28 protein-coding genes are annotated in these 25474 nt (G+C 63.5%); 14 read left to right on the plus strand and 14 right to left on the minus strand.

All coding sequences use genetic code 11. The features are described from left to right. From B0E55_RS06200 to B0E55_RS06210, 3 genes are all read right to left on the minus strand, one after another. Positions 1 to 1289 (minus strand): Ig-like domain-containing protein (locus tag B0E55_RS06200; RefSeq protein WP_241896022.1); only part of this gene is annotated, 1289 nt, incomplete at its 3' end. 364 nt (positions 1290 to 1653) lie between these two features. Then, the gene (serS, locus tag B0E55_RS06205; protein WP_003945400.1) at positions 1654 to 2907 is read right to left on the minus strand and encodes a serine--tRNA ligase; all 1254 of its coding nucleotides are present in this window, start codon (positions 2905 to 2907) and stop codon (positions 1654 to 1656) included. A 65-nt stretch (positions 2908 to 2972) separates the two neighbouring features. After that, positions 2973 to 3368 carry an ankyrin repeat domain-containing protein gene (locus tag B0E55_RS06210; protein ID WP_003945404.1) on the minus strand — a complete coding sequence of 132 codons (396 nt, stop codon included), beginning with the start codon at positions 3366 to 3368 and terminating at the stop codon, positions 2973 to 2975. 70 nt (positions 3369 to 3438) lie between these two features. On the opposite strand from B0E55_RS06210, the gene B0E55_RS06215 reads away from it, so the two are divergent. The 6 genes from B0E55_RS06215 to B0E55_RS06240 all read left to right on the plus strand — a co-directional run bounded on the left by B0E55_RS06215 (position 3439) and on the right by B0E55_RS06240 (position 9646). Then, positions 3439 to 4545: a septum formation family protein gene (locus tag B0E55_RS06215; protein WP_019746391.1), complete on the plus strand. Its 1107-nt coding sequence runs from the start codon at positions 3439 to 3441 to the stop codon at positions 4543 to 4545. A 3-nt stretch (positions 4546 to 4548) separates the two neighbouring features. Continuing rightward, entirely contained in the window at positions 4549 to 4899 is a 351-nt protein-coding gene (locus tag B0E55_RS06220) for a metallopeptidase family protein (RefSeq protein ID WP_007736028.1), read from the plus strand. A 133-nt stretch (positions 4900 to 5032) separates the two neighbouring features. After that, a complete protein-coding gene (locus B0E55_RS06225; RefSeq protein WP_080909293.1) occupies positions 5033 to 5332 on the plus strand; it encodes a PE family protein in 300 nt (99 codons plus the stop codon). Positions 5333 to 5416: 84 nt separating this feature from the next. Then, on the plus strand, positions 5417 to 6685 hold the full coding sequence (locus B0E55_RS06230) for a PPE domain-containing protein (protein WP_080909294.1): 1269 nt from the start codon (positions 5417 to 5419) through the stop codon (positions 6683 to 6685). Positions 6686 to 6750: 65 nt separating this feature from the next. Continuing rightward, positions 6751 to 7503 carry an ESX secretion-associated protein EspG gene (locus B0E55_RS06235; RefSeq protein ID WP_241896023.1) on the plus strand — a complete coding sequence of 251 codons (753 nt, stop codon included), beginning with the start codon at positions 6751 to 6753 and terminating at the stop codon, positions 7501 to 7503. Between the two features lie 40 nt (positions 7504 to 7543). Further along, positions 7544 to 9646 carry an acyltransferase family protein gene (locus B0E55_RS06240; protein WP_080909296.1) on the plus strand — a complete coding sequence of 701 codons (2103 nt, stop codon included), beginning with the start codon at positions 7544 to 7546 and terminating at the stop codon, positions 9644 to 9646. Between the two features lie 9 nt (positions 9647 to 9655). Here B0E55_RS06240 and B0E55_RS06245 read toward each other — a convergent pair whose 3' ends face one another. Genes B0E55_RS06245 through B0E55_RS06255 form a run of 3 tightly spaced genes read right to left on the minus strand, consistent with a single transcriptional unit; the run spans position 9656 to position 11905 of the window. Further along, the gene (locus tag B0E55_RS06245; protein WP_019746386.1) at positions 9656 to 10324 is read right to left on the minus strand and encodes a histidine phosphatase family protein; all 669 of its coding nucleotides are present in this window, start codon (positions 10322 to 10324) and stop codon (positions 9656 to 9658) included. Next, on the minus strand, positions 10321 to 11253 hold the full coding sequence (gene pheA, locus B0E55_RS06250; protein WP_020905747.1) for a prephenate dehydratase: 933 nt from the start codon (positions 11251 to 11253) through the stop codon (positions 10321 to 10323). Before pheA ends, B0E55_RS06245 begins: the two co-directional genes overlap by 4 nt. Positions 11254 to 11266: 13 nt before the next feature. Continuing rightward, complete coding sequence (locus B0E55_RS06255) at positions 11267 to 11905, minus strand: hypothetical protein (protein WP_080909297.1); 639 nt, start codon at positions 11903 to 11905, stop codon at positions 11267 to 11269. Positions 11906 to 12044: 139 nt separating this feature from the next. Between B0E55_RS06255 and B0E55_RS06260 the strand changes: the two genes are divergently transcribed. The 5 genes from B0E55_RS06260 to B0E55_RS06280 all read left to right on the plus strand — a co-directional run bounded on the left by B0E55_RS06260 (position 12045) and on the right by B0E55_RS06280 (position 16193). Beyond that, the gene (locus B0E55_RS06260) at positions 12045 to 12824 is read left to right on the plus strand and encodes a DUF2470 domain-containing protein (protein ID WP_003945406.1); all 780 of its coding nucleotides are present in this window, start codon (positions 12045 to 12047) and stop codon (positions 12822 to 12824) included. Between the two features lie 10 nt (positions 12825 to 12834). Continuing rightward, entirely contained in the window at positions 12835 to 13656 is an 822-nt protein-coding gene (locus B0E55_RS06265; protein WP_020905746.1) for a CPBP family intramembrane glutamic endopeptidase, read from the plus strand. 148 nt (positions 13657 to 13804) lie between these two features. After that, on the plus strand, positions 13805 to 15040 hold the full coding sequence (locus B0E55_RS06270) for an LCP family glycopolymer transferase (protein WP_020968096.1): 1236 nt from the start codon (positions 13805 to 13807) through the stop codon (positions 15038 to 15040). 99 nt (positions 15041 to 15139) lie between these two features. Next, the gene (locus tag B0E55_RS06275; RefSeq protein WP_029254187.1) at positions 15140 to 15610 is read left to right on the plus strand and encodes a hypothetical protein; all 471 of its coding nucleotides are present in this window, start codon (positions 15140 to 15142) and stop codon (positions 15608 to 15610) included. Positions 15611 to 15647: 37 nt separating this feature from the next. After that, the gene (locus B0E55_RS06280; RefSeq protein WP_021342429.1) at positions 15648 to 16193 is read left to right on the plus strand and encodes a ferritin; all 546 of its coding nucleotides are present in this window, start codon (positions 15648 to 15650) and stop codon (positions 16191 to 16193) included. 11 nt (positions 16194 to 16204) lie between these two features. Here B0E55_RS06280 and B0E55_RS06285 read toward each other — a convergent pair whose 3' ends face one another. Next, positions 16205 to 17014: a cytochrome c oxidase assembly protein gene (locus B0E55_RS06285; RefSeq protein WP_080909423.1), complete on the minus strand. Its 810-nt coding sequence runs from the start codon at positions 17012 to 17014 to the stop codon at positions 16205 to 16207. A 159-nt stretch (positions 17015 to 17173) separates the two neighbouring features. Between B0E55_RS06285 and B0E55_RS06290 the strand changes: the two genes are divergently transcribed. Continuing rightward, positions 17174 to 17818, plus strand: a complete 645-nt coding sequence (locus B0E55_RS06290) for a DsbA family protein (protein ID WP_029254185.1) — start codon at positions 17174 to 17176, stop codon at positions 17816 to 17818. Here the strand turns inward: B0E55_RS06290 and B0E55_RS06295 are convergent, their stop codons facing one another. The 3 genes from B0E55_RS06295 to B0E55_RS06305 are packed head-to-tail and all read right to left on the minus strand — an operon-like array spanning position 17819 to position 19780. Then, on the minus strand, positions 17819 to 18766 hold the full coding sequence (locus B0E55_RS06295) for a M56 family metallopeptidase (protein WP_080909298.1): 948 nt from the start codon (positions 18764 to 18766) through the stop codon (positions 17819 to 17821). It abuts the gene before it with no gap. Next, positions 18763 to 19122 carry a BlaI/MecI/CopY family transcriptional regulator gene (locus B0E55_RS06300; protein WP_019746375.1) on the minus strand — a complete coding sequence of 120 codons (360 nt, stop codon included), beginning with the start codon at positions 19120 to 19122 and terminating at the stop codon, positions 18763 to 18765. The genes B0E55_RS06295 and B0E55_RS06300 overlap by 4 nt, the downstream gene beginning before the upstream one ends. Positions 19123 to 19150: 28 nt before the next feature. Then, positions 19151 to 19780: a M23 family metallopeptidase gene (locus B0E55_RS06305; protein ID WP_021342425.1), complete on the minus strand. Its 630-nt coding sequence runs from the start codon at positions 19778 to 19780 to the stop codon at positions 19151 to 19153. A 179-nt stretch (positions 19781 to 19959) separates the two neighbouring features. Here B0E55_RS06305 and B0E55_RS06310 point away from each other — a divergent pair, with 179 nt between their 5' ends. Together B0E55_RS06310 and B0E55_RS06315 are read left to right on the plus strand one after the other, a co-directional pair. After that, positions 19960 to 20886 (plus strand): cation diffusion facilitator family transporter, encoded by a 927-nt coding sequence (locus B0E55_RS06310; RefSeq protein ID WP_019746373.1) that lies wholly within the window; start codon positions 19960 to 19962, stop codon positions 20884 to 20886. A 154-nt stretch (positions 20887 to 21040) separates the two neighbouring features. Then, positions 21041 to 21586, plus strand: a complete 546-nt coding sequence (locus tag B0E55_RS06315) for a ferritin (RefSeq protein ID WP_024487904.1) — start codon at positions 21041 to 21043, stop codon at positions 21584 to 21586. Here B0E55_RS06315 and B0E55_RS06320 read toward each other — a convergent pair. Genes B0E55_RS06320 through B0E55_RS06335 form a run of 4 tightly spaced genes read right to left on the minus strand, consistent with a single transcriptional unit; the run spans position 21583 to position 25119 of the window. Further along, entirely contained in the window at positions 21583 to 22401 is an 819-nt protein-coding gene (locus B0E55_RS06320) for an alpha/beta fold hydrolase (RefSeq protein WP_003944129.1), read from the minus strand. The genes B0E55_RS06315 and B0E55_RS06320 overlap by 4 nt on opposite strands. A 53-nt stretch (positions 22402 to 22454) precedes the next feature. Continuing rightward, the gene (locus B0E55_RS06325; RefSeq protein WP_024487903.1) at positions 22455 to 23369 is read right to left on the minus strand and encodes a DUF5926 family protein; all 915 of its coding nucleotides are present in this window, start codon (positions 23367 to 23369) and stop codon (positions 22455 to 22457) included. Positions 23370 to 23380: 11 nt separating this feature from the next. Beyond that, a complete protein-coding gene (locus B0E55_RS06330; protein ID WP_020968088.1) occupies positions 23381 to 24145 on the minus strand; it encodes a glycerophosphodiester phosphodiesterase in 765 nt (254 codons plus the stop codon). Then, on the minus strand, positions 24142 to 25119 hold the full coding sequence (locus B0E55_RS06335) for a DUF4328 domain-containing protein (RefSeq protein WP_080909299.1): 978 nt from the start codon (positions 25117 to 25119) through the stop codon (positions 24142 to 24144). The genes B0E55_RS06330 and B0E55_RS06335 overlap by 4 nt, the downstream gene beginning before the upstream one ends. Positions 25120 to 25474: the final 355 nt, after the last annotated feature.

Here is a 25474-nt window from a genome sequence, read left to right on the forward strand (position 1 = left end):
CTCAATGTCGCAACACCCGCGGAGACTGCCACCGGCGAACCAATGGCCGTGCCGTTCGACTTGAACTGCACCGTACCCACAGCATTGTTCGGAGCAACCGTCGCAGTCAGATCAACCGCCGTACCCGTGATCGCCGTCGCCGGAACCGAGAGCGACGTCGTGGTCTCGACATCGACCGGAGCCGGATCCGAAACGGGCACCGTCTGAGCGGACGCCGAGGAGCTGACAAACCCTGCACCGGCGGTGAAGTCAGCGGTAACACTCTGAGCGCCAGCGGCATCGAAGGAATGTGACAGCGTCGCGGTTCCACCGGAAACCGTCACCGGCGAACCGATCGCAGTGCCGTTCGACTTGAACTGCACCGTACCCACAGCATTGTTCGGAGCAACCGTCGCAGTCAGATCAACCGCCGTACCCGTGATCGCCGTCGCCGGAACCGAGAGCGACGTCGTGGTCTCGACATCGACCGGAGCCGAAGCAATGCTGATTGTCGCGAGCGGACCCGCGCCGGCATTGAGCGGTGTGGTGTCCTTGTTCTCGCGGGGCGAGCAACGGGTCGGCGCCCACTGTGTACCAAGGAAACTCGCCTTTGCGAGCTGAGTGCTGAAGTTTTCGCTGGCACCGAGGTTGCCGGCCGTACCCGCGGTCCTCACCTTCGGTTGGATCACTCCCGTCGCACCAGCGACCATTGTCACGTCGACTGCGGGAAGCCGGAACCAGGTGTCTCCGTTGCCGTTTGTCGAGCCATCGAGGTTCTTCTTGGACTTCGGTACTCGAATACCTCCCTCCGAGTTGGTACTCGTCGTCGGACTGTTGCCGATCACCTGGTTGTTTCCGGACAGCCGAAGGATCCCGCCGCTACCGTCGACGTTGCCAGAGTCGTTGACCCTGAGAACATTCGGTGCGACGCTGTCGAGTCCGACCGAGGTGCCCGCGACGACGGCCGCGGAAACGAACGTCGCGTTGGCCGGGATTGCGTAGTCGACCTTGAGACGTGACAGGTTCGTAGTCGTCGCGCCGGAATCCTTGTCTGGATACGACGTTCCGCTCGGCTGAATTCGGTAGGTGAAAGTCTCGCCGGGTTGGACAGAAGCGGGTGCGTCGACCGTGATGAGGTTGTCGGTGACCTTGTGGACGTCTCCGATGATGGAGCCTGCGACACACGCTGTTTTGAAACCGGTGGTCGAGATCGCGGCGGATGCGGGCGTGCCGATCAGCAGCATCCCCGCGACCATGGCGGTTCCGGTTATGGGCACGGCGAATCGCCGCAACTGAGAGATTTGGGGCATGGGCACTTCCTTCGGAAGGGCAAACATAAGCAGTGGATTCGGACAAAACGTGTGCGCGCCGTCACAACATAACGAAAAAACTAGTACGTGTACTACTTTTGGCAAGACACTTGTCCAATTCACCCCGGACTCACCCTCACATCACCTGACGGGGGATGGAAAAGCAGGGTATGGAAGCCCGATTGAACGCAAAACTAACGCCAAAGCGGTCTATCGACAACGCTTTTGGTGGTCAACTCGTCAATCGGCGGGAAAAATATGATATTCCGCCAGTTCAGAAAAAGTTCCAAACCTACCAGTACGAAAGTACGAATCAGGGCCGCGACGGAGTCCGTCGCGGCCCTGATTGTGTTTGTTCAGTGTGTCAGCGAAGCACATCCGTGCCGACGAACGGCACCAATGCCTCGGGCACTCGCACCGAGCCGTCGGCCTGCTGATGGTTCTCGAGAATCGACACGATCCAGCGCGTCGTTGCCAGGGTGCCGTTGAGAGTGGCAGCCGTCTGCGGCTTGCCGTTCTCGTCGCGGTACCGAACTCCGAGGCGGCGGGCCTGGAAAGTCGTGCAGTTGGACGTCGATGTCAGCTCGCGGTAGGTGCCCTGCGTCGGAACCCATGCCTCGCAGTCGAATTTACGCGCAGCCGAAGAACCGAGATCTCCGCCGGCGACGTCGATCACGCGGTAAGGAACGTCGATGGCCGCCAACATGTCTCGCTCCCAGCCGAGGAGACGCTGGTGTTCGGCGTCGGCATCCTCGGGACGGCAGTACGTGAACATCTCTACCTTGTCGAACTGATGGACACGGATGATGCCGCGGGTGTCCTTCCCGTAACTGCCGGCCTCACGGCGGAAGCACGAGGACCAACCGGCGTAACGCTTCGGGCCTTCGTTCAGTTCGAGGATCTCGCCCGAGTGGTAGCCGGCCATGGGTACCTCGGAAGTTCCGACGAGGTACAGGTCGTCATCCTGCAAGTGGTAGATCTCGTCCGAGTGAGCACCGAGGAACCCGGTGCCCGCCATGATTTCCGGGCGTACGAGCACCGGCGGAATCATCATCGTGAATCCGTTGGCGATCGCCTTCTGCGCCGCCAACTGCAGCAGTCCGAGCTGGAGCATGGCCCCGTAGCCGGTCATGAAGTAGAAGCGCGAACCCGAAACCTTGGCGCCGCGTTCCATGTCGATCAGGCCGAGCGACTCGCCCAGCTCGAGGTGATCCTTCGGCTCGAAGTCGAACTTCGGAATCTCACCGACGTGTTCGAGCACGATGTAATCGTCCTCGCCGCCGGCCGGCGCACCTTCTTGTACGACGTTGGAAATCGCGCGGTGTGCGGAGTCGAGCGCGGCCTGCGCCTCGTGCTGCGCGGCCTCGGCTTCCTTGACCTTGGCCGCCAGTTCCTTGGAACCCTCGAGCAGCGCGGGACGCTCCTCCGGAGATGCCTGTCCGACCTTCTTGCCGAAGGCCTTCTGCTCTGCGCGGAGGTTGTCTCCGGTCAGAACGGCAGCGCGTCGGGACGCGTCGGCTTCGAGCAGAGCGTCGACCAGTCCTGGATCTTCTCCACGGGTGCGCTGCGACTCGCGGACGATTTCGGGGTTCTCACGGAGAAACTTGAGGTCAATCACGACTTCGAACTTTACCCACTCACCGCAGCTCGCCGACGGTCACGTCCATGTCGGAGAGGGGGAGATCACGATTCGAGCAGACTCAGGTAGTCCTCGCGTCCGAACATCCGAGCCGCGTCGACGGCAGTCGGGTGTCCACCTTTCGGGTCGGCTCCCCCGCTCACCAGCGCTTTCACCACCGCATCCTCGCCCTTGAAGACGGCTCCGGCGAGGGGTGTCTGGTTCTTGTCGTTGGGCCGGTTGACGTCGGCGCCGCGCTCGATCAAGGCAACGACGGCGTCAGCGTGACCGTGATACGCCGCCAACATGACGAGCGTGTCGCCACTCTCGTTGGTCAGATTGACGGGAACTCCAGCATCGACGTACGACGCCAGCCCGGCCGCGTCGCCGGTTCGTGCCATGTCGAAGAGCCGGCCCGCCAGCTCGACAGCCTCGGGATCGAGTGGGGTGTTTTCGCTCATGACTACAAAATACTCACAGACGCGTTTGTGAGTTTTGTAGTGAAGGTTCGATATCGCCACGGCAACAGGCATGATGGAATCGATGTCCGAAGACAAGATCGAGAAGTCGCCAGATCCGGCAGATCCCCAGGGGACGCCGGCGAAGAAAACTGTCTCAGCGAGTCGCACCCGTCGGGTCCTGGCTGCTGTGGCGGTAGGTGCGGTGGTCGCCGCGATCGCAACGATCGCGATTTCCGGTGGATTGAACAAGGACGACTCGTCCTCGGTCAGTGTCAGTGGTGGCGGTCCAGCAGCGACGGGATCTACTCGCGACGACGCCTTCACCGCGGCTGCGGCCGGCGACTGCCTCAACTGGACGCCTGCGACCGAGTCGGGCGGGGACCGCACGGACATGTCAAAGGTTCAGTGCGGAACTGAACACCGCTTCGAGGTTGCCGGACCACTCGACCTCTCGGTGTTCCCCGGCGCCGAGTTCGGCCCCGGTTCCCGGTACCCGGGCGCCCTTCGATTCGCCGAACTCCGCGACGAGCACTGCACACCCATCGTCATGTCCTACCTCGATTCGAAGTTCGATCCCAAGGGCAAGTTCAGCGTCGGCCTGATGTTCCCGAGCGAATCGGGTTGGGCTTCGGGCGAGCGCGCACTGCGTTGCGGCTTGCAGTTCTCGACCACGACCGGCGAACTACAACCGTTCGTGGGCCGCGTGGCGGACCAGGACCAGTCGAACGTGTGGGACGTCGGCACGTGCATCGGCATCAACCAGAACCTCCCGACCGATCCGGTCGATTGCGCGAAACCGCATGCATACGAGGTTATTTCGGTGATCGACCTCGGCACTCAATTCCCGGGCGCAATGCCGTCGGTCGAAGATCAGGACCGTTACCTCGAGGGCGTCTGCACTCAGGCGTCCAACGAGTACCTTGGTTCCGCAGACGCGCTTCGCGACAAGACGCTGACGCTGTTCTGGGACAACATTTCACTGGAAAGCTGGTTGGCCGGTAGCCGCCGAGTCAATTGTTCGATCGGCAAAGAGGTCGAAACCGGCGGGTTTGCCGCGATCACCGGAAGCGCCAAGGGCGAAATCCTGATCAACGGCGCCGCTCCGGTCCCGCCACCCGCTGCACCGGAAGGTCGGTCGCTGCCGACGCCGTTGCCCGGCGCAGCTCCGCCGTCGTAAGCCATGACGGTGACTATGACGCCCGACCGGTTCGAGGAACTGGTCGGCGAGGCGCTCGATCTGATTCCGCCCGAACTTGCCAAGGCCATCGACAACGTCGTGGTGCTTGTCGAAGCACGTGACGAGGAAGAACCGGGGCTGCTCGGTTTGTATCAGGGCGTCGCTCTGACCGAGCGGGATTCTCATTACGGTGGGTACCTGCCGGACACGGTCACTATTTTCCGCGATTCGATACTCGACATCTGTGCATCCGAGGACGAGGTTGTTCACGAGGTTGCCGTGACCGTCATCCACGAGATCGCGCACTACTTCGGCATCGAAGAAGACAGATTGCACGAACTCGGCTGGGGCTGAGGGCAAAGTCGTCCGATTTCGGGGGAACCAAAAGCGGCCGGTATGCATCAAACTATGTGCGGGGGGATTTCTACGGCTGTGTGCACGACCTCCCGGCCACTTATCCGCCCTGGTCAGGAAGGAGTTCGGCACTATGTACGTCGACCCTCAAGCCCTAGTTGCCGCCGCAATGGAACTCGAGTCTGCGGCGACGCGATTGCGCGGAATCGTCTCTACTGCGCAGCCGACGCTACGCGTTCTCCCAGCCGGATCCGAAGAAGTGTCCGGTAGCGCGGCAAATTACTTCAACACCATCTCGGGCAGCCTTGCCTCGTCCACCGATCGGGCAATCGAGGAGCTCACCGAGGCTGCGGCAGCTCTGCGCAAGAATGCAGCTGCCTACGAGCTCGAAGACCAGCTCACCAAGTCCAGCCTGGCAGCCGCACCGATCTGATCGACAGAAATCGAACTCGGTAACTCGGTAACTCGGTAACTCGGCAACTCGGCAACACAGTCACACTTCCTGGGGGGAAGAACAATGGTCGGCATCACCGGCGTCATCTGGTATCCACGGGGCGCAGCACCCAACTCTGCAGCACTGGTCGCCGGGGCCGGGCCGGTCCCTCTCGGTGTGGCGGCCGGGGCCTGGTCCACCGTGTCGTCCGGACTGACCGACACCGCTGCGTCCATCTCTCGCGTGATGGCGGACCTTCGCACCGGGTGGTCAGGAGAAGCCGCGGATGCCGCGTTGAGCAAGTTCGCACCGTTCCAGGAATGGGCTGCCTCGGCCGCGCTGCTCGCGGGAGAAACCGCTGGTAAAGCCCAAGTGCAGTCCGGTTCCTACACCGTCGCCACCCTGGCCATGCCGTCCCTGGCGGAGATCACGGCGGTTCAAGCGGCCAAGGTCGCCGCGTACTCCATCGGCGGGGCCCTGGTCGGCGGGGCCGCTGCCGCCGAGGCTGCCGAAGAAGCACTCAAAATTCGAGCGGCGGTGACGATGGAAACGTACGACGCCGCAACGACGCATCTGGCCGTGCAGCAGAACTTCGATTCACCACCGTCCATCGCGGAACCCACAGCTGGGGCATCCGCTTCGGCCGAAAGCCCAGGCAGTGCTGCACGACAGTCCGTCGTGCAAGCGGCATCAACGCTCGCTGACGTAATCGCGGATCCCGTGCGCGCCGCAACCGCTGCTGTCGCATCCGTAGCTTCCAACCCGGTATTTGCCGCCGCTGCCTCACAGGCCGGTGCCATCTCCGGTGGAGCGTCGGCCGCCGTCAGTGCCGCGACCACCGCCGTCACGGGCGCCACCACTGCCGCATCAACTCTCGCGACGGCCGGAGCAGGACTCACCGGACTGGGCGGCGCAGGGCTCGGTGGCGCAGGACTCGGCGGTGCGAGACTCGGCGCTTCCACACCATCACTGTTCGGCACCCCCTCGGCAAGTCGGGCAACGGCACAGGTCAGCGCAGCTTCCGCGACCACCGGAGCCGGAGCATTCGCGGGCTCGTCGTCGAGCAGCAGCACCGGCCGGCACGCTCTTCCGGATCCCTCCACCGGCCAGAGCGCCGCGCGCCAGAACCCCGTGACCTCGCCGGTTCAGGGCACCGTCGATACCGTCAAAGTGGATCCGGCCCGAACCGCAGGCGGATCTGCGCCGATCGCCGGCGGCCGTCATGCGGCCCAATCTGAAGACGAGACCGAGCACGACACACCTGATTATCTGAAGCACTTCGAGCACTTCGCCGACGGCCGAACAGTCATCCCGTCCGTGATCGGTGGCGCACTCGAAACTGCAGAGCGTTGATGGTGGACCTCGGCACCTCACCTGATGGGTGGAATTTGCCTGTCGTCGCCCTGTCACAGGACGAAATGGACTATGTACGTGAGCGACTCGGGCTCGATGCGCTTCCCGTGGTTCTCGGTGGCGCGACGGTTCACGCCAGTGCGAGCGCTCACCGTATGGCGATGCAGTCCGCGGCAGATTCACTCTCCGAGCGCGATCTCCTCCCCGGCGGGGAGATCCATCACGAACTCAGCGCCCGCCTACGCGTCCTGACCCACCCCAAGTGGGAGTTGGCGCTGCGTCGGCATGTCGGTGGAAGGATTTCACGCCTCTGCGTCGCACAGGGCGAATTCCTTTGTGTCGAAGCAACTTCAACCGATTCTTCGTTCGCATTGTGCAGCGTCACCGCCGAACCAGCTGCACCCGTCGTCACCGCGCTCGGCAGCGCCGAAGCAATGCCGATTGCCGTGATCAACGCACCGACCGAGATGCTCAGCCTGGCATTCGGCGCCGGCCCGGATGCAGACAGCGTGACCTCGGCCTTGATCAACGCCGGGATACCCGAAGACGACGCGCGCCAACTGGGTAGCGCAATCGTCACATGCACCGCCTTCGCCGAATTGGTTGGAATACCACACAGTTTGGGAGCGACGACGCTCATGACCGGCGCAGTGACTGTGTACGACACCTTGGCCGGCCGGCTCGTGGGTTCGACTACTCGGGCTGCCGACGGCACCGAGTGGACGTCCATCAGTTCCGGAACACCGCATCGCCTGCGACAAGCCGTGAACGCGCTGGTAACCGAACTCGAGGAATCGACGCCGGAGACTTCCGGGTAACCTCGGGGCGTCCCTTCAACGCCCGGAGCCTTACTTCAGCATGCAGTTCTCGCGTCAACCGTCGTCACCGGGCGAACAAGGCTCGGTCGCCACGATCGACCGGCCGAACGAAGAACGGGCAACAACACCGCACCGACAAGACCTGAACGGACTGCGTGGCCTCGCCATCGGTTTGGTGGTCGTATTCCACGTGTGGTTCGGACGGGTATCGGGCGGGGTGGACGTCTTCCTGGTTCTGTCCGGATACTTCTTCGTCGGCTCACTGGTTCGACGCGCCGAAGCCGGGGGTTCACTCAACCCGGTCCCGGCACTGCGGCGGGTGTTTCTGCGGCTGTTCCCCCTTATCGCGGTGGTCAGCATTTTGACCGCACTGGGGACCGCGTTGCTGCTGCCACGCACACGCTGGGCCGATCTGGGCGATCAACTGATCGCGGTGCTCGGGTTCTTCCAGAACTGGCAGCTCGCCAGCACCGCAAGCGACTACCTGGCCGCCGACGGCTCGGTCACTCCCCTGCAGCACCTGTGGTCGATGGCCGTGCAAGGTCAGTTCTATCTCCTGGCCATCGCACTCGTCTCCGTGATCGCTTATGTGGCTTCACGCGTGAATCCCAACTATTTCCGCCCGTCACTCGCGGTCACCCTTCTGGTTCTGACCGCAGGATCTTTTCTCTACGCACTCGCCAAATCTTCGCGTCACCAAGCCTGGGCGTACTACGACTCCGGCGCCAGGTTGTGGGAATTGGCCCTCGGTGGTCTGCTGGCCGTTCTGATGACCAGCACGCGCAGTCGGCAGATCGCATCCCTGCCGTTCTCGGTCAGAGCGACGATCGGCTGGGCGGGGCTTTCGTCGATCCTGTTGTGCGGCATAGTGCTCGACGGCGCCCAGCAGTTCCCCGGCCCGTGGGCGCTGGTACCGGTGCTGGCCACTCTTGCGTTGATACTGTCCGGAGTCGGCGACGACACACCTTGGACGTCGAAGACGCTCGCCCATCCGGCACTGACGTGGCTCGGCTCGTTCGCATTCGCGCTGTACCTGATTCACTGGCCGATTCTGGTGTTTGCACTCGTGATCACCGGACGCCCCGAAGCCGGCCTGCTCGGCGGGGCACTGATCATCGCCCTCTCCGTCGCGGGGGCGCTTGCACTCCGGCGCCTGGTCGAGGTTCCGGTGGAGCGCGGAGGCCGCTCGCGCCGGTACACCGTCCTGGCATGCGTCGTCACCGCTGCCGCGGTCCTCGCCGCTTCAGTCGCCTGGCAGTCGTACGCGAGCAGCCAGACGACGGGCCAGCGGGCGGTCGACACCCTCGACCTCCCGACCCATCCCGGCGCACTCGCGCTCACCGACGGTGCCGAAGTACCCAAGGCGTCGATGGTTCCCTCGATCTTCGATGCGCCACTGGACCTTCCGGCCAGTACGCTCGACGGCTGTATCGCCGATTTTCTCGAGCGGGACGTCGTCCACTGCACCTATGGCGACGCCGATGCAGACAGAACCATCGCGCTCGCGGGTGGTTCGCACTCCGAGCACTGGCTCACTGCGCTCGACGAACTCGGCAAGAGTCACGGGTTCCGCGTCGACACGTATCTGAAGATGGGCTGCCCGCTCACCGTCGACTCCATGCAGACGTTGTCGGACAACGACTATCCGGATTGTGTCGACTGGTCGCGTGGAGTGCTGACCGAGTTGGCCGACGCCTCACCCGATTTCGTGTTCACGACGGCAACCAGGCCGAGTTCCGACGGCCCTGGTGACGTGACGCCAGAGTCGTACGTTCACGTCTGGCAGGAACTGGAGCGCGACGGTATCGACGTCCTCGCCATCCGCGATACCCCCTGGCTGCACCACGACGGCGTCGCCTACCGCGCGATCGACTGTCTGGCGACAACCACGTCACCCGATCACTGCGCGATGCCACGGTCCGAAATGCTCAGCGACGTCAATCCGGCGCCGTCGGCAATTGCCGATCTGACCAACGTCCGCCTACTCGATCTCAGCGACGGTGTGTGCGGACCGGAGTTGTGCCGCGTCGTGGAGGGAAATGTGTTGGTGTATCACGATTCCCACCACCTGACAGCCAGCTACGTGAGCACACTTTCCGCTGAACTCGGGCGCCAACTGAGCGTCCAGACCGGTTGGTGGTGAAACCGGCTGTCAGCCCATCACGTCGTCGGCGCCGGGGATGAGTCGGTGCTCGAACGGCGGGTTGACGGCTCCCCAGCGTAGGCATTCCCAGCCGCCATCAGCTGAGGGCAACAGTTCGACGGTCTCGGTGTTGGCCAAGTGGTTGTTGGCTGCGAACAGTCCGGGGACACCGGCAAGCTGGGCGGCGACAAGACGAATCGCAGCACCATGACTCACCACGACGATGTCGCCGCCGTCTCGTGAGCCTTCCAGAAATTCTTCGCGCAGCGCATTGACGACGGGGACGTACCGTTCCAGGACGTCGTATCCCGTTTCACCGCCGGGAATGCGAGCGCCGAGGTTGCCGGTGTGCCAGTGATGGAACGTCTCCATGAACAGTCGGTGCGCGGCCTCGTCGGTGCGATCCTCGAGGTCACCGGCCTGGACCTCGTGCAGTCCGTCCCGCACATCCAGGGATACACCGGCGGCCTGCTCCACAAAACCTGCTGTCTGCCGGGCACGCAAAGCCAAGGACGATACGAGCGCCAGAGGAGGAGCCGAAGCCAGGCCGATGCCCAACGTCTCGGCCTGCGCCAACCCTTCCGGCGTGAGCTTTGCTCCGGGCAGAGCGGTGTCGAGACGTTTGGCGACATTCGCCTCCGTCTGACCGTGCCGAACGAGGATGAGCCTTCCGGTCATCGTTCTCCCCCTCCATGCTTGAGTTCGTCGATCCACCGAATCGCTTCTTCGTCCGAAGGAGGTTGTGGCCCGGTCGAATTCGCTGTCGCCCACGACCCCAGGAAGCGGACTCCGGATTTCCGATGCAGTGCACGCATCGCCTCGGCCACCAGCGAGTCCTCGACGTGTCCGACGCAGTCCACGAAGAACCGGTACGTACCCAATTCCGTTCGCATCGGACGCGATTCGATCCGAGTCAGATCGATACCGCGAGCGGCGAATTCGGAGAGTGCGCGCACCAGGGAGCCTGGAGCGTTGTCGAGGTGAAGCACCAGCGCGGTGCGATCGGCACCGGTCCGTTCGGGAACCGGAGCCGGCTTGGTGACCAGCACGAAACGTGTACGGGCGCCGCCCACATCGGCGACGTTGTCCGCCAGGCTGTCGAGTCCGAGCATCTGACCGGCCAAAGCCGTGGACACACCGGCGTCGACCGTTCCAGCCTGCACGTCCAGCGCCGCACCGGCGTTGGACGAGGCCAACACCACCTCGGCCTGGGGCAGGTTCTCGGCGATCCATCCGCGGACCTGTGCGCCCGCATGCGGATAGGCCCCGATCGTGCGGACCTGGTCGGCGGTCGTCCCGGCCCGAACCAGGATGGAGAAACTCACGTCCAGATCGGTTTCGGCAACGATCTGCAGGGGCGAACCGAGAGCGAGTGAATCGAGCGTCGGCGCTACGCCGCCTTCCACCGAGTTCTCGAAGGGAACTACGGCCCCGTCCACGGAACCGTCGCGAACCATGTCGAGAGTCGCCGGCGGACTGCCGGCCGGTACTCGCTCGACGGTTTCGCCGAACGCGCCCTCAGCCTCCAACTGGGCGAGAGCTATCTCCGTGAAGGTTCCCGACGGACCGAAATACGCGATTCTTGGCACGCCTAAAAGATTACGCATCGACCCACGCCGGTCACTGCAAACCCGCGGCACGCAGAGCCGTTTCCACCGCAGGCAGATCCGCGACCTCGATCGTGAGCAGCACCTCGCGCATCGCGGACGCGGCTTCCGGGATCAGCGCGGCGAGTTTTTCGGGCTTCGGATCGACTATCGCGGCGCGCACGTCGTCGCCGCGCAGTGCAGCGACGGTGCCACACAGTAGGGCGATCACCTCGTCGCCGTCGGCTGCGCGGGCTACGAAACCGACGGACTCGTGCGCGAGTACCGCCAGGAAATCAGCCACTTCGGTGGGCGTACGACCGGCGGCGAGTCCGGGGATCCGTCCACCTTCACACAGGCGCAGCGCCGCTTCGGCGGGTGTCAGATCCTCTTCGCCGCCGTCGACGTACACCGCGAGCGGAGCGGGCAGACGTAGCGCGATCGCGTCGTCGATCTGGTCGGTGGTGACGTCGACGTCGAAACGGACGGCCTCGTACGACGCTTCCGTGTCCGCACGCAGTTCTTCCGGATCGATATTGAGGCGAACGACAACCCGGCCTGCTGCTTCGCCACCGATCAGCGCCGAAGCCGGAACGACCGGGAGAAAGAGTGCTTCGAGAAGTCCGCGCGAGTTTCTCGGGGCGGGCAGCCCGAGTGAAAGAGGAATGGCCACAGACAAACCGTAACCCCGGCGCAGGCGGCGGATTCCACGCGAGTTGCGCAAAAGTCTTGCGATTCACACCGAAGCGCCTTAGGTTAGGGTTACCTCATCATCCGATGGAGTTCGAGAGAACACCCGCCAAGGGGGCAGCATGGCAACGAAGACCAGCACCGGCCCGTCCACCGCCGAACGCGTCCGCAGCGCCTGTGTGCGCGCACAGGACGCAGTTCTCGCCATCGAAGGCAGCGATCCCACCGTCACGTCGGTGCATCACCTGCGTTCGAACGGTGACGTCGTCGTTGCAGTCCCACATGCCTCCGCAGCTGCGGCCCTGGCCTGGAACTCCGGCGGCGGCGGACTGCCTGCCGTCCTCGAGATCACCGATCACGCACCACTGCGTCTGCGTGAGCCCGTGCGCTCCCTCGTGTGGCTTCGCGGCTCGTTACACGCCGTGCCCGACTACGAGGCACGCGTTCTCGCCGACGACGTCGCATCCGAACACCCCCATCCGGGGCTCCTCGACATCGGCCACACCTCGGTCCTCCTTCGCCTGAGCCTGGCCTCGGCCGTTGTCGCCGACTCGACGGGGGCAGAGCCCGTCGCCGTGGACGAACTACTGAACGCCAGCCCCGATCCCTTCTGGGAAATGGAGACGGCGTGGCTGCAGCATCTCGACGAAGACCACCGCGATCTCGTGGACCTGCTCGTGCGCAAGCTTCCCCCGTACATGCGCACCGGACGCGTTCGCCCACTCGGCATCGACCGCTACGGACTGCGCCTGCGGGTCGAGGATCACACCGGCGACCGCGACGTGTGGATGCCGTTCGCCAACCCCGTCGACGACGCTCCCGCGCTGAGCCGCGCCATCCGAATGCTGGTCGGGTGCCCTTTCCTCAACGGCCTCCGGTCGGGTGGCGCATCAAACGGCTAGCGTTGCGCGGGTGAATGCCCGCGAAACCGTACGCACCTGGTTACGGCCGCCGTCTCCCGTTCGAACGGACCCGGAACTCGATCCCGCCGCCAGACGCGGAATCCGGATCGAGATCACTATCGTTCTGCTGGTCACCTTCGGGCTCAGCGGATTGTCCGGGATCCTTTCGCTCGCCGAATCCTTGGCGACGCCGGTTGCGCTCTCGGATCAGACGGTTGCACTCAACCCGTCGCGAGCTGCCATCGACTGGATCGACCTGGCGCGCCAATTACTGGGCGTCGCAAAGCTTCTCGCGTGGGCAGCGCTGGGACTCTATCTACTGTGGCGTTCGGGGATCGGTCCGCGTGCTGCGGGCCTGACTCCCAAGCCTCGATTCGGGCGCGACATCGCTCCGGGATTCGGCCTCGCCGCTGTGATCGGCCTCCCCGGCCTCCTGTTCTACCTCGTCGCTCAGGCACTGAGCATCAACCTCACCGTCCAGGCCAGCGCGCTCGACGACCACTGGTGGCGGGTTCCGATCCTCGTACTGTCCGCAATCGCGAACTCGGGCGCCGAAGAGGTACTGGTCGTCGCCTACCTGATCACTCGCCTCCGGACACTCGGCTGGAGCGAGAACAAGTCACTGCTCGCGTCCTCGCTCCTGCGCGGTAGTTATCACCTCTACCAAGGGTTCGGCGGCGGTGTGGGAAACGTGATCATGGGGCTCGTGTTCGGTCGATACTGGCAGCGCACCGGCAAGCTGTGGCCGCTGATCATCGCCCACGCGCTCATCGACATGGTGGCGTTCATCGGTTACGCCCTCCTGCGCGATCACGTCTCCTGGCTGCCGTGACCGGTACCGTGAACTGGTGACCGGCGACTCCGAATATCCTCAGCGCCCTCCGCGGCGCCAGCCGCCAGGGCCACCTCCGCGGCGCCAGCCGCCCCCGCGTGGACCGATGCCACCCCGTCAGGGCCCACCCCCGCAGCGGCGCCCACCGATGCCGCCCGAAGGGCCGACGGTCATTCGCCGCGACGGACGTCCACCGCAGCAGAATCCGGCCAATCAGGCCTGGTCACAGGTCCCACCAGAAGCGCCGCAGCAACCCAGGCGTGAGGACTGGGCGCCGACCCAACGCCCGCAGCCGTTCCAGGACGACCCCCGCAGGCAGGGGCCGCCGCGTCAGGATCCGCAACGCCAGGCGAAGTACGCACCCGCGCCGCCGCGCCGAACCCCGCCGAACGCCCCGCCTCGCCCTCCTGAACCCCCGAAGCAGCGACGCCCACGCAAGCGTCGTAGCTGGGGTAAACGTATCGGCATCACGTTGTTGGTCTTGCTGCTCGCGCTGGCCGGCGCGGTCTATTACGTCGACAGTTCGCTCAATCGAATCGACGCGCTGCCCGACTACGCGGGACGCGTCGCCGATACTCCGGGCACGAACTGGCTGATCGTCGGCTCCGACAGTCGTGAGGGACTCACACCCGAGCAGGAGCAAGCGCTTGCGACAGGTGGTGACACCGGCCCCAAGCGCACTGACACGGTCATCTTGGTCCACGTTCCCAAGAGCGGGAAGACGACGATGGTCAGCATCCCTCGCGATTCGTACGTTCCGATTCCCGGCTACGGCTCGGACAAGATCAACGCCGCCTTCGCTTTCGGTGGTGCCCCCTTGCTGGTGCAGACCGTCGAGGAGGCAACCGGACTTCGCATCGACCACTATGCCGAGATCGGATTCAGCGGGTTCGCCGGCATCGTCGACGCCGTCGGTGGCGTCAATGTATGCCTGACGCAGGCGATCGACGATCCGCTGGCTGGGATCAACCTCCCCGCTGGATGCCAGGACTTGAAGGGTTCGGATGCACTCGGGTTCGTGCGGACCCGAGCAACCGCGCTCGCCGACCTCGACCGCATGAACAACCAGCGCCAGTTCATGTCGGCGTTGCTGTCGAAGGCGACGAGTCCGAGTACGTTCCTCAATCCGTTCCGGTTGTGGCCGCTCGTCTCCGATACGGCCAAGTCCCTGCAGGTCGACGAGGGCGATCACATCTGGAATCTGGCCTCACTCGCCTGGGCGCTTCGCGGCGGGATGACCACCACGACGGTTCCGGTCGCCGGTTTCGAGGACGTGGACGGGTCGGGCAACGTGTTGTTGTGGGACAAGGCACGCGCTTCGCAGTTCTTCGACGCCCTGGCCAACGATCAGCAGATTCCGCAGGATCTGATCACCACGGGGTGATCGCCCTGAGTTTCGGTAGTACCCCGGGAGGACAGGCCGAGCGAACAAATCGCTTTCCGGCAGGACGCGGAACGGCCGGCGGAAAAATACCGTGAAGGTATGAACACAGCACACCGCCGATTCCGCACTGCCGCCGTCATCGCCGCCTCGGCCGGAGCGGCTTTACTGGCCACGTCCTGCTCGGGCACCTTCGACAAGTTCGACGAGTCGAAGGCATACAAGAAAACCGAAACCTTCTCTTTTGCACAAGCATCCAGCGGAATCGACACACTGCCGAGTTGGGTTCCCGCCGGCGCGACGGGTATCGACGAGGTCATCCGCACCACCGGCAACGAACGCATCCTGCGAATGACTGCGAACATCACAGAGATAGATCACAACAGCTGCATCGCACGACCCACCGTCGAAACTCGTCCGGCATCGCTGTCCGCACAGTGGTGGCCGACGGGGGTCGAGAAGGGCAGTTCTTTCCAGTGCGGCGACTGGTACGTCGGCGAAAAGGACTCGTTCGTCTACGGATACCGGCCGGAAACTCTCGACTTCATCATCGATCAGCTCGACAACAAGTAGCTCCCTGTCCGTGCCGCCGACCCAGTAATCTGTTGGGATGACACAGGCGAAGAACTCGAGCGAATTCACCACTCTGCTGCGTCAGCAGATCCGTAACGAGTTCACTGCATCGCAGCAGTACATCGCGGTAGCGGTGTACTTCGATGCACACGATCTTCCGCAGATGGCCGCGCGCTTCTACAGCCAGGCCACCGAGGAACGCGGTCACGCGATGATGATGATCCAGTACCTGCTCGACAACGACCTCGACGTGGACGTACCGGGTGTCGACGACGTCGTGACGAAGTTCGACAGCGTCCGCGCCCCGGTCGAATTGGCACTCGAGCAGGAGAAGACGGTCACCGAGCAGATCACGCAGTTGGCGCGCACCGCGCGCGATACCGGCGACTACCTGGGCGAGCAGTTCATGCAGTGGTTCCTCAAGGAGCAGGTCGAGGAAGTTGCAAGCATGACAACACTTCTCACCATCGTCGACCGTGCCGGCGACAACCTCTTCCACCTCGAAACGTTTGTCGCACGCGAGATGAACACACCGGCAGCTGCCGACGCAATGGCGCCGACACCCGCCGGCGGCGGCGCCTGAGGGCCACCGGCCTACCGAGTTTCCGGCCGCTCGGCGGCGCTCAGTGATCTGAGGAAGTTGTTGTATGCCTCCAGATCACTGTCGCCGTCGATCTCGGCGCGGCGGTCCTGGGCGGCATTCATCCGTTTGTCGTCCCGGTTCCAGCGCATCGCGAAGATCACGACCACCACCAGCGCGACGGGCTCACCGTACGACCACGCAAGGGCACCGGCCAACTGCTGGTCCTGCATCACGTCCACGCCCCACTCGGGAGGCGGATTCACGAACGTGGTCAGCAGCGGCTTTGTCGCCATCATGAGGACGACTCCGATGAACACGTGCAGCGGCATCTCCACGAAAAGGTCGAAACACCGGCCGAGATAGCTTTGCCGCACCGGCAGTGGTCCGGTGGCGAGCACGGGCATGATGAAGAGCAGACCGCTGGCGAGAAAGAAGATTTCGAGAAAGACGTGTCCGGCCGCCGGACGGCTGCGCAATGCCGATAGTGCAAGCGCCAGAACATTTCTCCCGGGACCTCGATGCGACGTCGAACGCAGTATCAGCAGTCCTGGCGAGCCCAGCACCCACAGCGGCGGGATCGCCATCGAGAGCGTCAAATGCTGGAACATCCAGACACTGAAGAGTTCGTTCCCGCAACTTTCGACCTTCGAACCGGACACGGCGATCAACAGCAAGCATCCGGCCAGAAAACACGCAGTTCGATACCAGGGCCATAGCCGTCCCCGCGCACGCACACGGTGCATTGACCACCAATACCAAAGCGCCAGAACAGCTCCCAGCAGAACAAGAGGTGACAGGGACGAGGAGTCCCAGGTCAACATCTGTCCGATCGACGGCGGCGCCAGACCTTTCACCTCCGATCCACGGGCGAACCCTCCTTCGAATCCTTTCGGGTACCGTCGACTCTACACCTAAATACTATGTTGGATAGTATTTAGGTAATCGACGGAAGGTCAAGGTACACAGCAGTGTCCAGAAGCATGAAGATATCCGCCGCCCTGATCGCGTTGTTCGCGGTAGCACTGATCACGTTCATCACCGTCGATCCGATCAGGGCGGACAACGAGAGCACCGATCGGGCAGCACAATCCACCGCCGTCCTGACCGACGACGCGTACCGATTGACCTCGGCCGCTGACGACAAAGTGAATCTTGTCGAGTTCCTCGACTTCGAATGTGAGGCCTGCCTCGCGCTGTACCCGACGATGGAGCGAATCAGAGCCGAGTACGAGGATCGAATCACATTCGGTATCAGATACTTTCCGATTCCGAGTCACACCAACAGCACTCTCGCGGCGCAGGTCGTCGAATCCGCATCTCGCCAGGGCAAGTTCGTCGAGATGTATCGGCGGATGTACGAGACGCAATCGCAGTGGGGTGAATCCGCCGAATCGCAGGAGGCACTGTTCCGCTCCTACGCACAAGATCTCGGCCTGGACATGACCCGATTCGAATCCGACCTCAGCAGCCGCGGCGTCCGCGAGCGGGTCGAGCGCGACTTCAACGAGGGCAAACGCCTTGGCGTCCAGGGCACCCCGACGCTGTTCCTCAACGACGTGAAGCTGGCCCAGATGCCGAGCTACGAAGATCTGAAAGCCCAGATCGACTCAGCGTTGGAGCAATGATCAGGTCAGAACAGCGCAGATACCCGCGGAGACGGCCACCGTCACGGCTACGGCAACGGCCGTCGTGACGGCCGCCGGCACGCACGCCGCAACCGCGCAGGTCAGTCGCCGAGGCGACGCCACGTCGCCGTCGACCAGGGAACGCAATCGCACTGCGGTCGCGCCGCCGCGATCGCCCAAGCTCCAGTCCGGCTGAGGAAGCGGCGATTTCGACACCGCGGCAAGGGCGGAACGCACTGCAGCCGGGCTGGTGACGCGAGCGGCGTGCCGGTCCGCCGACAGTTCCACGATCGCGCCGACGGCAGCAGGTGCCGCCGCGAACAACGGCACTCCCGGCAGAACAGCGGCCAAGACTTCACAGGCACCGACGATTCGGTGATGACCGCCGCTCAGGTGCGCACGCTCGTGCGCGAGGACCGCGTCACGCTCGCCCCCGGTAAGAGCGGATGACAAGCCTTGTGTCGCAACAACAAATCCAGGCTTTTCGGCGACACTGTAGGCCATCGGCAGCGGATGATCCAACCACAACACGTCGGACTCCGAGTTGTCGCGGCGCGCGACGATCGAGAGAAAATCACGATGGAAATCTCGGACTCTCGCGTGCTCACGTGCCTGTTTGCGGCCGGCCAGCACGATCCGAACAGCGATCAAACCCACCACACCAACGGCTGTACCGGTGATCAGTTCACCCACCCATGAACTCGTGCCGTGCGCGAAGGCGCTGAAACACCGAGCGATACCGTCGACCAGCCCCTCGACCGGCGCGTGGCTCGGCCACACCAGAACCAAGACCGCAGAGAGAGCGAGATACAGAGCCGACGCCATACTGCCGAGCCACGCCGCGAGCAGCACCGTCGGTGACAACGTCGAGGAAACGGCCCGTAACGCTCTCGGAACCAAAAATCCGACGAATACCGCACCGAGAAGCATCGGCAAGGCCAGTGTCATTGCGCACCTTCCCCGGAAAGTCCTCGGCGCAGGGCCTCGTTCTCAGCGTCCGTCATTGTCTTCGCGAAGTGCAACAGCACGGCAGCGGAATCGGAACTGCTGTCCAACAATTCGCGCAGTGCCCTGGATGTGGCCTCTTCACGGCTGCGACTCGGCCGATAGAAGTAGGCGCGACTCTTCTTCTCACGACTCACCCAGCCCTTGTCGTAGAGATGAGTCACGACGGTCAGGATGGTGGTGTACGCGAGTTGTCGACGCTCACCCAAGATCTCGACCAGATCCTTGACCGAGAGCGCGTCGTCGGACTGCCAGAGCACATCCATGACCTCGGCTTCGAGTCCGCCCAGCCCCTGCATTGCTCCTCCATCGCGTCGTGACAGAACTTCAGCCGCTCGCGGCCTTCTCCCCGAACGACACGCCCCGGGAATTCAGATACGCGAGCGGATCAGTCTTCTGCCCGTCAGATTGCCACACCTCGTAGTGCAGGTGCGGTCCCGTCGATTGTCCACGATTGCCGACGGTCGCGATCAGTTCACCCGCCCGCACCTTCTGACCGGCAACCACGAGCGCCTCGTTGATGTGCCCGTAGACGCCGACGGTCCCGTCGTCCTGCTGGATGCGGACCCAGAGCCCGAATCCCGCGGCGGGACCGGATTCGATCACAACACCGTCGGTCGCCGAGACGATGGGCGTACCGATCGAGTTTGCGATGTCGAGACCGTAATGGGTTGTTCCCCAGCGTGGACCGAAGTTGGACGTCATCGTCCCGCTGACGGGGGCCATCACCCGCGGCTTTTCTGCCTCGTACGCCAACGCCGCCCGTTCGGCTTCGAGTTGTCTCGTCTTACCGAGTTGTTCGGCTATCCCGGCAAGATCCGTCGTCCGAACAAGGTCGAGTATCTCCGGCACCGACACCAGCGCTGGACCTTCCGCTGCAACTGGAAGCGGCGATGCGTGCCCGATGGAAGTGCCGGACGCCAGGATTGCACCCGTCGCCACGGAAACCGCGGCCATGCGCCCGCCGGGTCTGATCGGCTCGGATTTTCGATGTCTTCCCACTTCTCGGTCCTCGCGTCGATGACAAATGAAGGTCTACGCCGCCACCTTACAACTATGTTGCATAGTTTTTAAGACATGCACTATTGCGCATATATGCATATGTGTCTAGGCTGACGTCGACGAAAGGACCTTCGATGTCACACGGACACGGGCACGGAATCTCTCCCGCCGAGGCTGCGACCAGCAACAGCGGCAAGCATGTCAACAAACTGTGGATCGCCGCCGGCCTCGGGTTGGTGACGTTCGTGCTGCAGGTGACGGTCGGCTTCTTCACCTCGTCGCTGGCGCTGCTTTCGGACTCGGCGCACGTGTTCACCGACATCTTCGGCATCTTCATGGCGCTCGCCGCGATCCTCGTCGCACAGCGCGCAGCACGGCGCCCGGATCGCACTTTCGGCATGTACCGCACGGAAGTGTTTGCGGCACTGGCCAATGCGATCCTGCTCTTCGCAGTCGCCGGGTGGGTGCTCTACGAGGCGGCCAGCCGATTCTCGGATCCGCCCGAGGTTCCGGGCCTCCCCGTCGCGATAGTCGCCGTCGTCGGTTTGGCGATGAACGTCATCGCCTTCCTGATGCTCCGCAGCGGCGCGAAGGAAAGCATCAACATCCGCGGCGCCTACCTCGAAGTCATGGCGGACATGATCGGGTCCATCGGCGTCCTCGTCAGCGGCTTGGTCACGCTCGCTTTCGGTTGGCGCTACGCCGACCCCGTCATCGGCGTCGCCATCGGCCTTTTCGTCTTGCCGCGCGCCTTCAACCTGGGCCGCCATGCGGTCCGCATCTTGCTCCAGCAGGCTCCCGATCGCATCGACGTCACCTCGATACTCGAGAAGATCAACACACTCCCGGGAGTCGTCGACGCGCACGATCTGCACGTCTGGACACTCACCTCGGGGATGGAAGTTGCTTCCGTTCACGTCACCGCGGCCAGTGACGCCGATCCCACTACGGTGCTCGCGGCCACCCAAACCTTGCTGGCCGAGGTATTCGAACTGGAGCACGCCACTGTGCAGGTGGAACTACAGGGAAGTGACGGTAAATGCACGGAACTCGCCTGGTGAAAAGGACATTCCTAAATGAAACATTCGCTTTCGGGCCAATGGATAACCGCACCGAATTCGAAAAGAAATTAGGTCTTCTTTAGTTTGGGAACGCTTACCACAATAAGGTCAGACTGGGATGACAGGGCCTCTGACCTGCACTATCTTGGAATTCATGACTTCTGGGGAGACTCACATGACCAAATTCCACGCACTACTCCGAGACCAGATTCGCAACGAGTTCAACGCTTCGCATCAGTACATCGCGACAGCGGTTTACTTCGACAATGCGGACCTGCCACAGCTGGCAAAGCACTTCTACAAGCAGGCTGTGGAAGAGCGTAACCACGCCATGATGATCGTTCAGTATTTCCTCGATCGCGACATCAACGTCGAACTCACCGGCGTCGACGCCGCGAAGGCCGACTTCAAGGATGCCCGTGAGCCCATCGCTCTCGCGCTGACGCAGGAGAAGACGGTCACCGAGCAGATCGTCCAGCTCGCGAGCACTGCCCGCGAAGAAGGCGACTACCTCGGCGAGCAGTTCATGCAGTGGTTCCTCAAGGAGCAGGTCGAGGAAGTTGCCAGCATGACAACACTTCTCACCATCGCGGACCGCGCAGGCGCCAACCTGTTCGACCTCGAAGACTTCGTGTCCCGCGAGATGAGCACCGTCGGTGACACCACCGGTGCGCCGAACGCAGCAGGCGGAACCATCTAGCCTGCAGCACTCACGGATTTTGCCCTCGAGCCGAACGGTTCGCTTCCTGCCAGCAGGATCGAACTGATCAGCTCGGGGGCATCTGTCATCGGCACGTGCCCCAGTCCGGGCAAAACCATCAACTTCGCCTGCGGGAACGGCTTTTTCACGCGCTGCGCTTGGTACACGGGCAGAATGAGATCGCGTCGACCCCACGCAACCGTCACCGGCACAGTGGGATCCACGATGGGCGGCAACACGAAGTCCATCTCGAGACCGAGATCGACGAGTTCGTTGGACACGAGCGAACGGCAGTCGGCCAACGCCGCCGCATAACCGACATGACTCGGATGAGCGAAGAACGCGGCGAGCGCCGGATAGCGAATCAGCTTGTACCGCAATGCACGTGGCAGACCATCGCCCATGAGCTTGGCCGTGCCGCGCAGTGCACGGAACGTGTTGATCGCCCGCACCTGATCGAGGTGATTGACAAAGAACCCGGCCGGCGAAAGAGCTGTCGCCGACGCGACGTCTCCGCGCGCTGCCAGCGAGAGTGCAATCCATCCGCCGAGTGAGTTTCCGGCGACGTGGGCACGCTCCCCCGCCGGAGTCACTTCCTTGACGAACTCACTGACGTCGTCGATCAGCTGTCCCATGACGTCCGGACCGAGTTCGGGTAGCAGGGACTCTCCGTGACCTGGCAGGTCGACCGTGACCACACGGCGATACGGCGTCAGCTGGTCCAAAAGCGAATCCCACGCCTGCCGTCGATGGACGATGCCATGAACGAGCACAAGCGTGGGACCGCTACCGGAGATGTCGTGCGACAAAGTCATGCCGCCAACATTAACCGTAACTTTGCGTAACGCCTATAGTTCTGGCGAAAAAATCAGCGCAGCGTGACCTGGCGTCCGCGCAGGCCGTCGCGCGAGCGCAGCTCGGCCGAGTTCAGTGGAGCGTCGACGGCCAGAGCCTCGGCAAGACGCTCACCGAGCTCGACGGTTGCCGCTACCCACTCGTTTGCATGCTTTTCGCGGTCGAGGTCGAAGACGGGGACCAACAGGCCGTGGGTGCGGAACGAGCCTGCGTAGCGCGAGCCCTCACCCAGGTGCAGTCCACCGGTCGCGTGCACGCGCGCCAACGCGAGCATCAGGTCGTCTTCGCTCTCGGGGCGAACCCAACGCAGGTGCGCCTTCTCGCCGGCGTCGACCCACCACGCGGCAACGAGGCCGTCTCCTTCGAGGCGTGCAGAGGGCATGATCGCCGAGTTGGCGTGCTGCACGGTGGCGGCAACCTCAGGATCGGTTTCGACGCCTTCCGGAATCCACCAGTTGAAGTTCTGGTGCACCGTGATGTCGAGCAGAGCCGATGGATCGACAACCTCGGTGACGGCGGGTGTCTCGGAATCGGGGTTCGCGGCAGAAAGCGCGTCGCCGGGGGCCGCGTCCTTGATCCAGTTCACCGAAGCGGCGAGGTCTGCGCCGAGGTCTGCAGAGTGCGCCTGAACCTGGACACCGACAAATCCGGTGGCCGTCTCGCCCTCGTCGCGGACGAGGGCGGCAACAGCGCCGGGGAGGACCGTCGCCAACGTGACGGGACGGTCGGAGCCGATGACCGGCAACGGAGCCGTGGCGGACGGAACGAATTCGCGCAGCGCGACCAGATCGCACTCGGCGGCAAGGCCCTCGAACGGGCGGTTCACTGCGCCGGCAGCGGCTTCACGCTCTGCTTGGCGTGCCGCCAGCTTCTCTGCGCGTGCGCTGCCCTGCTTCGGTCCACTGTTTCTTTTGCTCTTCTTGGCCACGAGGGCAAAATCTACACGCTGCTCAGCCATTGCTTCGTGCGCCCGGGATGGTTGGTGGCCACCCAACTGACCCCGAGCTCACGACACAGGTCCACATCCGCCTTGTCGTCGACGGTCCAGCAGTACGTCGCGCGACCCGCAGCGGCAGCCCGATCGACCAGATCGGGATGTTCGCGCAGCGCCTTGATCGACGGCCCGATCGCCGTGGCGCCGACAGCCGTCGACGCACCACCGCCGAGGTACCGCGACGCGTCACCGAGCAGGACCGTCGGCAGCAGCGGTGCCGAACGGCGCACTCGCCAGACCGCAGTAGCCGAGAAAGACATGACCACCGCGCGAGAGTGATCGGCCGACGGCGGCGACGCGATCCCGAAGCGGTGCAGTTCCGCGAGAAGTTTTGCTTCGACCAGGCCGCCGAACCGCACGGGGTGTTTGGTTTCGATGAACAGCTTCACCGGGCGAGCGAAATCCAGGGCGAGGGTGATGAGGTCGGAGAGAGTCAGCAGTTCGGCCGGTTCGCTCGTCGACCCGTAGTCCAGAGCGTTCAGCGAATCGAGCGTCATCTCGCTGACTATCCCCGTGCCGCTGGAGGTGCGATCGACCTTGCGGTCGTGAACGCAGACCAGGTGCCCGTCGCGGGTGAGCCGGACGTCGCATTCGAGCCCGTCGGCACCCTCCTCGAGGGCCAGTTCGTAGGCGGCGAGGGTGTGCTCCGGCCGCGCAGCCGACGCACCTCGGTGCGCAACGACGAGTGGACCTCGACGATCTGGGCTCACAGGGCAGCGGTCTCCTTCTCTTCCAACACCGTCTTCTCTTCCAACACCGTCTTCTCTTCCAGCACCGAGCGCGGCACTGGCACCCATCGAGTTTCCGATTCGGGTTCGCCGCGCCAACCCCTGCGCTCGATCCGTCGGATCACGACGAGCGTCAACGCCGCGGTGACTGCTGCGACCAATGCGATGAAGGCGTTCAGCAGAACCCCGTCGGCCATTGCCTGAATCCCCGGGCGTGATCGCCAGTACGCGTTGACCACCAGCAGCAGAGCGCTGAACCCCCAGAAGCCCCACCAGATCTTCACCAGCAGAGTTCCGCGCGGATCGCGGCGGACCAACTCGAAGAGATAAACCGCCGGCATCACGAGGTTGAGGATCGGCACAGCGCAGCCGACGACAACTTCCGACGCTGTGCGCGGATCGGATTCCCCGGCACCTGCGAAGTGTTCATGACGCCGACGAAGTAGCCAGCACACACCGGCGACAGCCGCGAAGACCGAGATCAGCAGTCCACCCAACTGAGTGAAGTACACGGCGGCGTCGGAGACCGTGAGAAGCCACTGCGGGATCAGCGTGGTGCGGTTACGCACCAGGATCGCGTATCTGCCCAGTTCGGCGAACACAGCGAGTCCGTAGAGGATTGTCGCGAGTGTCAGCAACGGCCCGACTCGGTCGGCCATCCGGTCCGCTCGCGAGGGCGGCACCGGTGAGGTGTCGACGATGTCCTGGAGTCCCCACTGCGGGACGGCGTCGTAGCGCGGGGTGGTGAGGCTACGACGCACTGGTGCGTCCCCCACGCCGCGTGGGTCGGACGGTGAGCGCGCGATCCAGCGGAAGCCTCGACGGTTGGGTGGTTGGTAGATCTCGGTGCGGGTGGGGATCAGCAGGACGCCGCTGCAGCGCGGGCACCACTGCGTTGGGCCGCCGACGACAGGCCATCGTGCGGCGCACCGGGCGCAGACCTGAACGACACTCACAACTTCGATTCTGTCACGCCGTATCGGTAACGGCAGCAAATGGATTCACTCCCGATTTGTGATCGAACCTCCACCGCGTTCACCTGCATTGTTCGAATAATGTGACCTCCGCCACTTAAAAACTCGAGTTATCCACAGTTTCCACAGGTTCATCCACAGTTCTGGATGAATGAATCGGGCTTTATCCACAGGTCACGGGCAAGACCCTGAGAATTTGCTGACAGGTGTTAGCGAACGATGCACAGGCTCGAGGATGAATTTGACACCGCAGGTCAGTGAACTTTTGGGCGTCGGCGTCATTTATCCCGGCAAAGTTCACAATCCATTCAGAAATTGCTCCCGAAAAGACAGAAAA

The sequence above is a fragment of the Rhodococcus sp. 66b genome (genome assembly GCF_002076325.1).
Taxonomy (GTDB): Bacteria; Actinomycetota; Actinomycetes; order Mycobacteriales; family Mycobacteriaceae; genus Rhodococcus_F; species Rhodococcus_F erythropolis.

Bases quoted from the DNA above. Each gene is read 5' to 3' on its own strand.
- B0E55_RS06285 (WP_080909423.1), bottom strand. From the start codon at position 17,014: ATGTTGACCTGGGACTCCTCGTCCCTGTCACCTCTTGTTCTGCTGGGA.
- B0E55_RS06295 (WP_080909298.1), bottom strand. From the start codon at position 18,766: ATGACACTGGCCTTGCCGATGCTTCTCGGTGCGGTATTCGTCGGATTT.
- B0E55_RS06315 (WP_024487904.1), top strand. From the start codon at position 21,041: ATGACTTCTGGGGAGACTCACATGACCAAATTCCACGCACTACTCCGA.
- B0E55_RS06225 (WP_080909293.1), top strand. From the start codon at position 5,033: ATGTACGTCGACCCTCAAGCCCTAGTTGCCGCCGCAATGGAACTCGAG.
- B0E55_RS06300 (WP_019746375.1), bottom strand. From the start codon at position 19,122: ATGCAGGGGCTGGGCGGACTCGAAGCCGAGGTCATGGATGTGCTCTGG.
- B0E55_RS06280 (WP_021342429.1), top strand. From the start codon at position 15,648: ATGACACAGGCGAAGAACTCGAGCGAATTCACCACTCTGCTGCGTCAG.
- B0E55_RS06305 (WP_021342425.1), bottom strand. From the start codon at position 19,780: ATGGCCGCGGTTTCCGTGGCGACGGGTGCAATCCTGGCGTCCGGCACT.
- B0E55_RS06320 (WP_003944129.1), bottom strand. From the start codon at position 22,401: ATGACTTTGTCGCACGACATCTCCGGTAGCGGTCCCACGCTTGTGCTC.
- B0E55_RS06270 (WP_020968096.1), top strand. From the start codon at position 13,805: ATGCCGCCCGAAGGGCCGACGGTCATTCGCCGCGACGGACGTCCACCG.
- B0E55_RS06230 (WP_080909294.1), top strand. From the start codon at position 5,417: ATGGTCGGCATCACCGGCGTCATCTGGTATCCACGGGGCGCAGCACCC.
- pheA (WP_020905747.1), bottom strand. From the start codon at position 11,253: ATGCGTAATCTTTTAGGCGTGCCAAGAATCGCGTATTTCGGTCCGTCG.
- B0E55_RS06235 (WP_241896023.1), top strand. From the start codon at position 6,751: ATGGACTATGTACGTGAGCGACTCGGGCTCGATGCGCTTCCCGTGGTT.
- B0E55_RS06290 (WP_029254185.1), top strand. From the start codon at position 17,174: ATGAAGATATCCGCCGCCCTGATCGCGTTGTTCGCGGTAGCACTGATC.
- B0E55_RS06245 (WP_019746386.1), bottom strand. From the start codon at position 10,324: ATGACCGGAAGGCTCATCCTCGTTCGGCACGGTCAGACGGAGGCGAAT.
- B0E55_RS06240 (WP_080909296.1), top strand. From the start codon at position 7,544: ATGCAGTTCTCGCGTCAACCGTCGTCACCGGGCGAACAAGGCTCGGTC.
- B0E55_RS06210 (WP_003945404.1), bottom strand. From the start codon at position 3,368: ATGAGCGAAAACACCCCACTCGATCCCGAGGCTGTCGAGCTGGCGGGC.
- B0E55_RS06220 (WP_007736028.1), top strand. From the start codon at position 4,549: ATGACGGTGACTATGACGCCCGACCGGTTCGAGGAACTGGTCGGCGAG.
- B0E55_RS06275 (WP_029254187.1), top strand. From the start codon at position 15,140: ATGAACACAGCACACCGCCGATTCCGCACTGCCGCCGTCATCGCCGCC.
- B0E55_RS06215 (WP_019746391.1), top strand. From the start codon at position 3,439: ATGATGGAATCGATGTCCGAAGACAAGATCGAGAAGTCGCCAGATCCG.
- B0E55_RS06310 (WP_019746373.1), top strand. From the start codon at position 19,960: ATGTCACACGGACACGGGCACGGAATCTCTCCCGCCGAGGCTGCGACC.
- B0E55_RS06260 (WP_003945406.1), top strand. From the start codon at position 12,045: ATGGCAACGAAGACCAGCACCGGCCCGTCCACCGCCGAACGCGTCCGC.